The sequence below is a fragment of the Paenibacillus sp. XP01 genome, from assembly GCF_057364885.1.
On sequence record NZ_CP139481.1, the window covers coordinates 2,205,685 to 2,217,447 of the forward strand.

General features: G+C 52.7%; 9 protein-coding genes. 8 read left to right on the plus strand and 1 reads right to left on the minus strand.

Annotated elements, in window-relative coordinates; genetic code table 11:
• Positions 1-19 precede the first annotated feature (19 nt).
• The 8 genes from SNR34_RS10250 to SNR34_RS10285 all read left to right on the plus strand — a co-directional run bounded on the left by SNR34_RS10250 (position 20) and on the right by SNR34_RS10285 (position 10,604).
• Positions 20-1,462, plus strand: coding sequence for an NAD-dependent malic enzyme (locus SNR34_RS10250; protein ID WP_236417951.1), 1,443 nt, complete (start codon positions 20-22; stop codon positions 1,460-1,462).
• Positions 1,462-2,184 carry an HD domain-containing protein gene (locus tag SNR34_RS10255; protein WP_343259577.1) on the plus strand — a complete coding sequence of 241 codons (723 nt, stop codon included), beginning with the start codon at positions 1,462-1,464 and terminating at the stop codon, positions 2,182-2,184. The genes SNR34_RS10250 and SNR34_RS10255 overlap by 1 nt, the downstream gene beginning before the upstream one ends.
• A gap of 230 nt (positions 2,185-2,414) precedes the next feature.
• Positions 2,415-3,482: an FUSC family protein gene (locus SNR34_RS10260; protein ID WP_236417947.1), complete on the plus strand. Its 1,068-nt coding sequence runs from the start codon at positions 2,415-2,417 to the stop codon at positions 3,480-3,482.
• A gap of 81 nt (positions 3,483-3,563) precedes the next feature.
• Positions 3,564-4,025 (plus strand): pyridoxamine 5'-phosphate oxidase family protein, encoded by a 462-nt coding sequence (locus SNR34_RS10265; RefSeq protein WP_486181824.1) that lies wholly within the window; start codon positions 3,564-3,566, stop codon positions 4,023-4,025.
• A 292-nt stretch (positions 4,026-4,317) separates the two neighbouring features.
• Positions 4,318-6,693, plus strand: coding sequence for an RNA polymerase recycling motor HelD (helD, locus tag SNR34_RS10270; RefSeq protein WP_486181825.1), 2,376 nt, complete (start codon positions 4,318-4,320; stop codon positions 6,691-6,693).
• 175 nt (positions 6,694-6,868) lie between these two features.
• Complete coding sequence (locus tag SNR34_RS10275; protein ID WP_486181826.1) at positions 6,869-7,228, plus strand: hypothetical protein; 360 nt, start codon at positions 6,869-6,871, stop codon at positions 7,226-7,228.
• Between the two features lie 165 nt (positions 7,229-7,393).
• On the plus strand, positions 7,394-9,235 hold the full coding sequence (locus SNR34_RS10280; RefSeq protein WP_339277341.1) for an adenine deaminase: 1,842 nt from the start codon (positions 7,394-7,396) through the stop codon (positions 9,233-9,235).
• A gap of 439 nt (positions 9,236-9,674) precedes the next feature.
• The gene (locus tag SNR34_RS10285) at positions 9,675-10,604 is read left to right on the plus strand and encodes a hypothetical protein (protein WP_486181827.1); all 930 of its coding nucleotides are present in this window, start codon (positions 9,675-9,677) and stop codon (positions 10,602-10,604) included.
• Between the two features lie 96 nt (positions 10,605-10,700).
• Here SNR34_RS10285 and SNR34_RS10290 read toward each other — a convergent pair whose 3' ends face one another.
• A complete protein-coding gene (locus SNR34_RS10290) occupies positions 10,701-11,615 on the minus strand; it encodes a helix-turn-helix domain-containing protein (RefSeq protein WP_236417935.1) in 915 nt (304 codons plus the stop codon).
• Between the last annotated feature and the right edge of the window lie 148 nt (positions 11,616-11,763).

Genomic DNA, 11,763 nt, shown 5'->3' on the forward strand with positions numbered 1-11,763 from the left:
CGGTCTGGGAGGAATAGACATGAATCAGAGAAATCTGGACGGCAACAGCATGATTATTCGGCTGGAAATGACAACAAAGGACATCAAGTTTGGCGAAGTGGCTTCGGCCATCTCGGAAGCTGGGGGCGACATCATTGCCATTGACGTCATTTCGACCAATCAGGATGTCACCGTACGCGATCTTACGGTTGCGGTGACGGACGCTCAGGATAACCAAAAAATCCTTGAAGGGGTACGCCAGCTCAAGGGCGTCTCCATCATTAACGTATCGGATCGCACGTTCCTGCTGCATCTGGGCGGCAAGATTGAAGTCACGCCAAAAACGCCGATTCATAACCGCGAGGATCTGTCGAGGGTGTATACGCCTGACGTGGCGCGTGTATGTACCGCGATTTCCGAAGAGCCCGGCAAGGCTTTTTCGCTAACCATCAAAAGAAATACGGTTGCCGTAGTTTCCGACGGCAGCGCCGTACTGGGACTGGGCAATATCGGGCCAAAGGCCGCCATGCCGGTCATGGAAGGCAAAGCGATGCTGTTCAAACAGTTTGCTGGAGTGGACGCGTTCCCGATCTGTCTGGATACCCAGGATACCGAAGAGATCATTCGTACTGTGAAAGCGATATCACCCGCGTTCGGCGGCATTAATCTCGAGGATATCTCCTCGCCGCGCTGTTTTGAAATCGAGCGCCGTTTGAACGAGGAGCTGGACATTCCGGTATTCCACGATGACCAGCATGGCACAGCAGTGGTGTTATACGCAGGTTTGATCAATGCCTTGAAGCTGGTCGGCAAATCGATCGAGGACGTAAAAATCGTCGTATGCGGCATCGGTGCGGCCGGCGTGGCATGCAGCAATATCCTGCTCTCGGCGGGAGCGACCAGGCTGATCGGCGTGGACCGCGAAGGAGCCCTGGTGCGCACGCAAACTTACGAAAGCGATGTTTGGAACGATTATGCCGCCAGGACGAATCCCGAACTGGTGACAGGGTCTCTGCAAGAGGCGATTCGCGGAGCCGACGTGTTTATCGGTTTGTCCCGAGGCAACCTGCTGACGCGGGAGGACGTGCAGACGATGGCCGCAGACCCGATCGTGTTTGCCATGGCCAATCCCGTGCCGGAAGTCATGCCTGCGCTGGTCGAGGATATTGTGGCGGTTATGGCGACGGGGCGCTCCGATTATCCGAACCAGATCAACAACGTGCTTTGCTTCCCGGGCATGTTCCGGGCGGTGTTGGATTGCCGTGCGTCGGAAATCAACGAAGAGATGAAGCTCGCCGCGGCCCAGGCGATCGCCTCATCCATTTCGGATGAAGAGCGGAACCGTTACTACATCATTCCAAGCGTATTCAACGACAAAGTGGTGAAATCCATCCGCCGCCGGGTCGTGGAAGCGGCCGTAAACACGGGCGTGGCCCGGCGCGTACCGCGTGAACAGGCCCGCGAAGACAAGGAGCGGGAATGATGGACGAGGCATCCAGGAACCTTCCGGTCCCGGGCTTGGAGTCCTCTGCGAATGGAGAGAAGGACGAAACATCGGCAAGGGAAGCCGTGCTTCAAGCCGCTCGAACCTTCGTTCAAGGCGATACAGCAGGCAATGCCGACGGCCATGATTGGCCGCATGTAGAGCGGGTAACGGCGCTTGCGGTCGAACTTGCGCACCGCGAAGGAGCGGATCCGTACATTTGCGAGCTGGCCGCCCTGCTCCATGACGTGCCTGACGAAAAGTTGAACGAGAGCCTGGAGGCAGGCATGGCGAAACTGAATGCCTGGCTGGACCTGCAGCCGCTCGAACCGGGCGTAAAGGAAGCGGTGCTGAGCATCATCCGCACGATTTCCTTCGCTGGGGGCGATCGTGTTCCGGTCAGCTCGCTGGAAGCACAGGTCGTCCAGGACGCCGATCGGCTTGATGCTCTCGGCGCGATCGGCATTGCCCGCACGTTTGCATTTGCGGGTGCCCGCGGCCGCGAAATGTATGATCCTTCCCTGCCGCCGCGGGAGAGCATGACGCGGGAGGAATATCGGAACGGGCGCAGCACCACGATCAATCATTTTTACGAAAAACTGTTCAAGCTGAAGGATCGAATGAATACGGCGGTCGGCAAAGAACTGGCACAGCAGCGCCATGACTTCATGGTTCAGTTCGTGGAACGGTTCAAGCAGGAATGGGAGGGCATCGTTCCCTAGTCCTCACCGGAAAACGGGGGAGATGGCCTGACATGAGACAATCCTCGGTGCTTGCGACGAGCAGGCGGCGGGGATTGTTTGCGTTGCAAGATCAGGAATGGCATCTCTGTGCCTTCCATGATAAAATAAATCTTTCTCTTGAACTTGTCAGGCAAAAAAAGAAATATGGGGTAATAATGATAATGATCATCCAACGAACACAACCGGAACCTGGAAAAGGAGGGGCTTAGATGTCTTTTGGTGCGCGCGTGCTCAAAACGGGTATCGCGGTGACGCTGGCCTTGTACCTGAGCAGCTTATTCCTGAACCCGCAATCCCCGGTTCCCGCCGCGATCGCGGCCATCTTTGCCATGCAGCCGTCCATCTACAGATCGTGGAAATACTTCCTGGACCAGCTGCAAACGACGACGCTCGGAGCCATCGTTGCTCTGATTGGCGGCATGGTGTTATCCAATGAACCGATCGCGGTCGGTCTGATCATCGTGCTGGTCATCATGATCTGTTTGAAATTGAACATGGGAGAAACGGTGGGGCTCACGCTGGTCACCGTCGTTTCCATTATGGAGGCTTCGGGAGACTGGCACTTTGCGCTTAATCGGTTCCTGTTGACACTGGTGGGCATCATTTCGGCTTTTTTGATTAACATTATGGTTTTTCCGCCCAAGCCCAAGGTGCAGTTTGTGAAACAGATCCAAAGCGTATTCAACAACATGTCTCTTCTCCTGCGGACATCCATTTCCGATGAGATCAAGGAAGCGGTTTTTCGCGATCAGAAGAACGAATTAGGGGCAGCCATCAAGTCGCTATCTGACAAATACAATCTGTTCGAGGAAGAGCAGAAGAAGATGAAACGACCGAAATTCAGCGAAACCCGCCAAATGGTCGTTTATAAACAGATGCTGCTTAGTCTGCAAAAGGGATACGACGTCCTGGATTCGGTCGAGCGCCATTACTTTCAAGCACAGCGCACGCCGGAAATGGACCAGTTCTTCGATAACCATTTGGAACGCGTCATCAAGTTTCACGAGCATGCGCTGCTTAAGTTTGAGGACAAGCTGAAGCCCAACGATGAAGAAGCAGCCCAATTCAATGAGGACAACGACCGTTTCATGGAGCAGGCGATTTCCCGTTTCGACGTGAAACAGGAAGGCATGCTGAGACTGTCCATCGCTGCGGCTGCAATCTACGATTACGGCTACCAGCTTGAACGGCTCAACCGGCTTGCGGAGCATGTACACAGTGCAGCCGACGACAAGGAGTCTCATGACCATTTGCTGAATTGGCTGAGATGGCCGTAGTGGATTGCACCAAGGAACAAACAACCTGGCCCAGCAGCGGTGCCCAGGTTGTTTTTGCAAATCAACCGAAGAGAGGGAAGTATGATTATGCATGAACTTAACAGCGAATTGGCGGAGTGGCTGAACGGGCGGAATTTGGAAGGCAAACAGCACGAAGCAATGCAATTGCTGACCGTATCCCCGGAAGGCTGGGCACACCAGGCGATGGTCAGCGTCGGCGAAGTCGTGGCATTGGGCCCGGACCGGATCAGATTGGCCTTATGGCCAGGCACGCAGACCAGCCAAAACATGCATCATACGGGAAAGGCGGTCCTGGTGTTGGTATTGAACGGAGAATTGATACATATAAAGCTTGAGGTTGAGCCGCTTCCCCGGCTGAAGAATGCCCGCCATCCGCGAGACCGATTCGAAGCAAAGATAACGCAAGTCAAAGTGGATAAGGCTCCCTATGCGGAGATTACGTCCGGTATCACGTTTGAATTAAAGAACGTGGACGAAGGAGTTTCGCGCTGGAAAGAAACCGTTGAAGAGCTTCGGCAGTAGAATGCAGGAAACGCAGCAGGCTATATTTCAATTCGATGCGGATTATAATAGGAAGGCGTGGTCGGAGCAGAAACGGGAGGTTGAGGCTTTGTGGCGATCATCAACGAGAACGAAAGCAAAAATAACGTCTCCGCTTGCAACGGGACGTTGTGGCTGGTACAATAAAAAAACGACGCATGAATTAGAATTAATTCACAAAATACCAAAATAATTACTTTATTAATTTGACTATAACATGGCATTTTCAGATTGTCAAATTGCCATATTGGGGGATAAAGGGGCGTATGGACAAATGAGTGCAGATCGGCAGTGGCTTGAGGAGCAGCAGCGCGTAGACAGCGTGACGAAGCAGATCGAACGGAAAATTGCGGCGCTTGAACAGGAGGTAAGCACCTTCCGGGAAGAAGTCGTTGAGATGAGAAAGGATTTCTGGGACGAGGTTACGATGAACTTCAGCGAGGCGGACGATGTCGGGGAAACGTCGACGAGCATGCGGCAGCAATCGCAGGTCCTCTCCGACCGGGAGCGGAGCCACCTGAACACGGCAGCTTCCCTCAGCAAAATGAAACGGCTGCATTACTCCCCGTATTTCGGCCGCATCGATTTTACGGAGACCGGTTATTCGGATACAGAAAAGGTTTACCTCGGGATCGCCTCCATGTTGGATGAGAAAGAGGAGAACTTCATCATCTACGACTGGCGCGCGCCGATTTCCAATCTGTATTACGATGGCGCTCCAGGACCGGCCGCATACCACACGCCGGGCGGAGAGATTCGCGGCACTATTGAAATGAAGCGGCAGTTCGTCATTCGGGACGGGCGCATTCGTTTTATGTTTGACACGGGAGTCACGATCGGTGATGAACTGCTGCAGGCCGTGCTGAGTCGAACGTCCGATGCGCAGATGAAAAGCATCGTGGCCACGATTCAACGGGAGCAGAACCGGATCATCCGCAATGACCGGGCTCGCATGTTAATCGTGCAGGGAGCGGCAGGCAGCGGCAAAACGTCGGCCGCCCTGCAGCGGGTAGCCTATTTGCTGTACAAATACCGGGAGCATTTGCGGGCAGACCAGATGGTTCTTTTTTCGCCGAATCCGATGTTCAACAGCTATGTATCGACGGTACTGCCCGAGCTTGGAGAAGAAAACATGCTGCAGACCACCTTCCAGGAGTACCTGGAGCGGCGGCTCGGCAAGGAGTATCAATTGGAGGATCCGTTCATCCAGCTGGAATACGTATTGACGGCCACGGCTGACCCGGGATACGCGGCGCGCATGTCAGGAATCCGTTTTAAATCGTCGGAATCATTCCTGAACGTTATCACAAAATACAAGGACGGTTTGATGAATGGCGGCATGAAGTTCAAACCTGTGCGTTTTCAGGGACAGGTAGTCGTTCCCGCAGAGGCGATGCTTGAGAAATTTTACAGTTTCGAGCCGTCCGTCAAACTGGTCAGCAGACTGGAGCTGCTGCGCGATTGGATGCTCAAGGAGTTATCGGCGTTCGGCAAACGGCAGTTGGAAGCGGATTGGGTCGATCAGCAGCTCGATGTGATGGATGCAGAGGATTTGCAGAAAGCCTATCAACGCCTGAAACGTAAACAAAAAGGCAAGGTGGACAGTTTCGACGATTTCGAACAGGAACGCGGCATTTTGGCACGCATGGTCGTAAGCGACCGGCTGAAACCGCTGCGCAAATGGATCAAAGCGCTTCGTTTCGTTGACGTCCGCCAAATGTATGCACACCTGTTCCAGGACCAGGCGCTGATGACGCGTTTGTTGGAAGGAGAAGCGCTGCCGTCTCACTGGCAGGACATTTGCGATGTGACGCTGGGCAGGCTGAAGGTTCAGGAGCTGGCCTATGAGGACATTACGCCGTACCTGTATCTGCGGGAATTGCTGCTTGGATTTCACATTAATTCCGCCATCCGTCACGTCATCATCGACGAAGCGCAGGATTACTCGGCTTTCCAGCTTGCATTCATGAAACGTTTGTTTCCGCGTTCGAAATTTACGGCACTCGGCGACTTCAACCAGGCCATCTATGCGCACTCTTCCGTGCTTAAGGGGACGGGGCCGCTGACAAAGCTATACGGACCTGAAGAGACTGAACTCATTGAGCTGACGCGGAGTTACCGGTCAACGCGCGAGATCGTGGAGTTCACGAAAGGAATGATTCCCGGCGGGGAAGAGATCGTGCCGTTTAACCGTGCCGGAGACAAACCGAAAGTGGTTGTAACTTCTTCGGCACAAGAACATATCGACGCCATGACAAAGGATATCGAGGGCCTGGTGAAGGAAGGTTTCGAGACCGTTGCCGTTATATGCAAAACTGCTGAGGAGAGCAAAAAAGTGCACGAGGCTTTAAGCAAAAGGCTGGAACAGGCACCCAAGCTCATCAAAAAAACGACGCTTTCCTTTGAGCAGGGCGTACACGTTATTCCAGCGTATCTCGCCAAAGGCGTCGAGTTCGACGCCGTGCTTATTCACGACGCCTCTGCCCGCAGATACGGCCAGGAGCATGAGCGCAAGCTGTTCTATACGGCATGTACGCGGGCGATGCATTTGCTGCATGTGTACTGCAAAGGCGAGCCAAGCCCGTTCATTACTTCCCAGCCGGCAGAGCTGTATGCGATGGCAGATGTCCCCATGGCCCAAACGGAGTAAAACGTTGATATGACCCGGCAGACGAATGAATCCTTCGACTGGTATTAATGACTACCGGCTTCCGTACTCTGGGTACGGGAGCTTTTGCTTATGTGCATCGTACAGCCCTTGCACGGTTTCATTGCTGCATATATGCTCGGATGGAAACAGAAACGAACGAAAGAGGAGGATGAACGTGGATTACGCAAACGTCACTTACACATTGGAAAGCAATGGGATCAAATATCAAAATGAGGACATGAATGCTTCATTGTTCGACGAACTCATCACGAACTTAGACTTGATGGACTATCTGGTGCTTGTGCCGTCACAACCTATAGATAAGAGCATCTATTTACAGGCTGCGACCACGGATAATCCGGAGGAATTCGTCGTAGAAGTGCGATTCGTATTCGATGACGAAAGATTCGAACATTACAGTTACATATCTGAGGATCCTCGTAAAGTTATAGCGATTTTCCTGGACTATTGGGGACTGCAAAAGCTGCCGAATCTGGGCGATTGGCAGGATATTACGGAACAATTTCTAACATAGGCATGTCGGAGAAATACCAATCATTGTTTTGGTTCATCATATTTGCCGTGCATTTTATCATCAAAAACAAATCAAGTGAGGGTTCTTTACACCCAGGATGCGGACTCTTATAATCGTAACAATATACTTTTTTGCAGGGCGTACTGGAACGGAGGAGGATGGAAATTGAAAAAAACACGTTTTGAGCGGGTGCCATTGGCAGATTGCGTACCCGACCTGGTTGCGACGGCGCGGGGAGATTTGCCAGCGACGCTGGTCATTCGCGGGGGCACGCTGGTAAACGTCATTTCGGGCGAAATTTTACCGGGCATGTCCGTTGCGATTCAAGGCGCACGTATTGCCTATGTGGGCAAAGATGTCAGCCATGCAATCGGCGAGCATACCCGAATTATTGAAGCAGAGGGACGATATATTGCGCCTGGATTGTTGGATGGGCATTGCCATATTGAAAGCACGCAAATGAAGGTATCCGAATTTGCAAGAGCGGTACTGCCATCCGGGACGACGGGCGGATTCTTCGATCCGCACGAAATTTCCAACGTACTTGGCTTGAAAGGGCTGCGCATGATGCTGGACGAGGCGCGGACAACGCCGCTGGCTGCCTATTTGCAAGTGGCTTCCTGCGTGCCTTCCACCCATCCGGGTCTGGAAACGACAGGGGCGTACATCGGGCCGGAGGAGGTTGCCGAGGCCCTCTCATGGGGGCCTGACATGATTGGCCTGGGGGAAGTCATGAACTTTCCGGGGGTCGTCTACGGCGACGACACGATGCTTGGCGAAATTCAGGCCACGCTGCGCGCAGGCAAAGTGGCCGATGGCCATTTTACGTGGGCAGCGGATGACTGGCGTCTTCCTGCTTATGCGGCAAGCGGGGTTTCGGGAGATCACGAGTGCGTGACGAAGGAAGACGTGGTTGAACGGCTGCGTCTGGGCATGTATGCAAAAATGCGCCAAGGATCGGCCTGGCATGACGTTGCCGAAACGATCAAAGCCTGTACCGAGCTGGGGCTTGATACACGCCGCATGCTGCTTGTCACTGATGACCGGAGTTCGGAGTCTTTGCTCAAGGAGGGCCATATGGATTTCGTTGTGCGTCTGGCCATCTCCCAAGGGGTGAAGCCGGTGACCGCGTTCCAGATGGCGACGATCAACACAGCCGAGAGGTTTGGGGTGGCCCGCGATATCGGCGCCGTCATTCCCGGAAATATGGCGGACATCATTTTGCTGGACGGAAGGCTGGCCGACGTTCGGGTCGGCATGACCATTGCAGCGGGCCAGATCGTTGCCGAGCATGGAAAAATGACGGCAGCATGGGAGCCATTCATCTATCCGGACGAAGCACTGAACACGGTAAAGCTGAATCCGGATCTTCAGCCGGGTGACATGGCTTTGGCCGCACCGATTGCCGAAGGCACCATTGCTGCCAAAGTCATTCAAGTGACCGAAAATCATGTGGATACGAAAGAGAAGCTTGCCCACGTTGAAGTAAAGCAGGGGCTTGTGCAGGTCCCGACCGATGGTGACGTATGCAAGATTGCCGTGCTCGAACGGCATAAGCAAACAGGCAACCGCGCGGTTGCGCTTGTAGGAGGCATTGGTTTTAAGAAACCGGCTGCCATTGCCATGACCGTTGCGCATGATAGCCACAATCTGCTCATCATCGGCAATGACGATGCACTGATGGCAGAGGCAGGAAACAGGGTGATCGGCATGCAGGGCGGCGTCGCCGTGGTGACGGCATCGGGCAGCACGGAGTTTCCGCTGCGGATTGCCGGCCTGATGTCGACCGAGCCTTTCGAGCAAGTGGCTGCACAGTCCGAAGCCGTCAGCGAGGCGCTGCAATCGGCAGGCTGCACGCTGAACAATGCCTTTATGACGCTGTCCCTGCTGGCACTAGTCGTCATTCCCGAGCTGCGTTTGTCCGACAAAGGACTTGTTCGGATCTCGTCGGAAGGCATTGAACAGGTATCCCTGTTTGAGGAGGTCAACGAGGTAAAGGCTCAATGAAGCGGCTTGCATAACCCTGAGGTGTGATCGTGTCCAACGCGAACAGGACGTTAACCATTGAACTGGAGATATGTTGCCACAAAAAAACCTTGCGCTGCATTGCGCAAGGTTTTTTTTGCATGTCAATTTCCATGTCCATGAGGCGAACGTTTACAAGTTTTGTAACTCCTTATTAGAAGAAATCCAGCATGGAATCCGCTCGTCTCTCATCATATGGCTAAAATTCCAGTCCCAAAAATAGGGTCTAAAGAACTATTAATACAGAAGTGTGAACGCCCGAAATATGTTTAAGTGATTCTTTTGTCGTGCGTCTATAAGGTGGTATTGCATATATAAGAAATGCAATAAAGTCCTATATTCGCAGAGGTTCCATGAGCCGGGAGCAGCACATGATCTCCCTGATCGGCAGAGGAGTTAACAAGCAAGGGAGTGTTCAAACATGAAAAAAAACCGGGGTCGTCGTTTTATGTTGTTGTTCAGCAGTCTCTTTCTTCTCATTGGCGCGTCGTGTTCGACGCCAAGCGTCATCGCGGAGAGCTCTCCGGGGGAAATTCCCACGGTGCAGGGAACAGTTCAGAAGGAGGGACCCATAAGGGCAACCTGGTTATGGGATACGATGCAGATCGTCGATCACACCGAAAGCATCTTGCAATTTGCGGCAACCCATCAAATCAGCGCCATTTATTTGCAAATCAACAGGGACGTGAAATTGCCTTATTATAAGGAATTCATCCGCAAAGCAGGTGAACAGGGCGTTGTCGTAGATATTATGGATGGACGTCCTGCATGGGGGCTGAGCGAAAACGTGAATCAGATTGCAGCTTTTTTGGATTGGATAGAGGCGTACCAGTCCCAAGCGGAAGCCGATGAACGGTTTGCCGGAATCCACCTGGATATCGAGCCGCATGTGCTTCCCGAATGGAAGACCGACCAGGAACGGGTCATTTCGGAATGGCAGGGCAATGTGCGTTATATCATGAACCGGGCGGCGAAAATGAACCTGCCTGTGGCGGCCGATTTACCTTTCTGGCTGGATAACTACAAGATTCCGGGATCGGACATGGCCGTCAGCAGCTGGATGATCCGCCAATACGATGCCGTGACCATCATGGCATATCGGGATACGGCGAAGGCCATCTTCGATGTGGCCAAGACCGAGCTCGCCGAATCGGCCGCGCTGGGCAAAAAGCTTTCGATCGCCGTCGAGACGAAACAGAGCAAAGAAGGCCAGTTCATAACGTTTTACGAGGAAGGCAAAGCATACATGGAGAGCCAGCTGAAGCTGGTAGAAAGCATGGCAAAAGGCTACGATTCCTACTCGGGCATATCGGTGCATGAGTATAGCGCATGGAAATCGTTGATCCCTTAATACGTGCTTAAAGCTGTTTGGGCGCAAAAAAGAGGAAGGATCCCGGCAAGTCCGGAATGCTTCCTTTTTCGTTTGTTCTGTTGCCATCTCGGCGTTTCAAATCGGAAGGGGCTCCATGGCCAGTTTTTCATAGAAGAGCTTGCGATATTGGGACGGCGTAATGTTTTTGTGTTTTTTGAAGGTCGTGATGAAATAACTCAGGTGCTCGAACCCGACGTCCATGGCGATGTCGACGATTTTGTGGTCGGTGTTCTCCAATTGGTAACAGGCCTGCTGCACACGGTAATAATTGATGTAATCGACAGGGCTCTTCTGTACCATCTGTTTGAAAAAGCGGCAGAAATGCCCTTCGCTCATGTTGGCTTCGTCAGCCAGCTCTTTCAGCTTGAGCGGTTCCGGATAACGGCGGTGGATGTATCCAAGCACGGATTTCAACCGCTCGATTTTGTCATGGCTGCCGGTCGGGACTGCGCTTTTGAGCGGAGCAGGCTTCATATGCTCGAACATGCGGGCGAAAATCAGATACAGCAATGCTTTGGTCGTCATTTCGCAAGTGTCGGATCCTTGCTCATGCTCGGCAAAAATCCGCTGCAAGTAAAGGAGAATTTCCTGGCCCCACGCCTCATCGGACTTGATATGACAGGGAGGGACGAGCGTTTTGTGCATCAGCGGGCCAATGAACTTCTCCTGAACGGCATCGAACGTGCGGCTGCCGAGCAGCTCCGGGTTAAAGACGATGGAAGAAAACACACATGGATCCTCGCCCTTGAGGTAGCCTGCATGAATTTCGCCGCGATTGACAAAGATGGCTTCCCCGGCTTGAACTTCAACCGTATTCATATCGATCTGAAAGACCGCGCTTCCCTGAATCATCATCGTAAATTCCATTTCGTCATGCCAGTGGCAGTCAAGAATGCTGTCCCCGTTCAACTGCTGAATATCCGGATAGACGCTGACAGGATACATGGCATTGCCGTGAATGCGGTCCTCCCGCAATCGTTCTCTTTCCATAGAGAAGGCCCCTCTCATTTCAGTATTAATGTAATCGTTTCCATTGTTTAGGCATCATGTGGCGGAAATGATCATCAAATATCAAAATCGTGATATATTTGGTCAAAATATGATAAGAAAACACGCTTTAATATCAATATTATTATAG

What these genes read in the sequence shown, in the direction of transcription:
- SNR34_RS10255 (WP_343259577.1), top strand. Translation starts at nt 1,462, where the DNA reads ATGGACGAGGCATCCAGGAACCTTCCGGTCCCGGGCTTGGAGTCCTCT.
- helD (WP_486181825.1), top strand. Translation starts at nt 4,318, where the DNA reads ATGAGTGCAGATCGGCAGTGGCTTGAGGAGCAGCAGCGCGTAGACAGC.
- SNR34_RS10290 (WP_236417935.1), bottom strand. Translation starts at nt 11,615, where the DNA reads ATGGAAAGAGAACGATTGCGGGAGGACCGCATTCACGGCAATGCCATG.
- SNR34_RS10285 (WP_486181827.1), top strand. Translation starts at nt 9,675, where the DNA reads ATGAAAAAAAACCGGGGTCGTCGTTTTATGTTGTTGTTCAGCAGTCTC.
- SNR34_RS10260 (WP_236417947.1), top strand. Translation starts at nt 2,415, where the DNA reads ATGTCTTTTGGTGCGCGCGTGCTCAAAACGGGTATCGCGGTGACGCTG.
- SNR34_RS10250 (WP_236417951.1), top strand. Translation starts at nt 20, where the DNA reads ATGAATCAGAGAAATCTGGACGGCAACAGCATGATTATTCGGCTGGAA.
- SNR34_RS10265 (WP_486181824.1), top strand. Translation starts at nt 3,564, where the DNA reads ATGATTATGCATGAACTTAACAGCGAATTGGCGGAGTGGCTGAACGGG.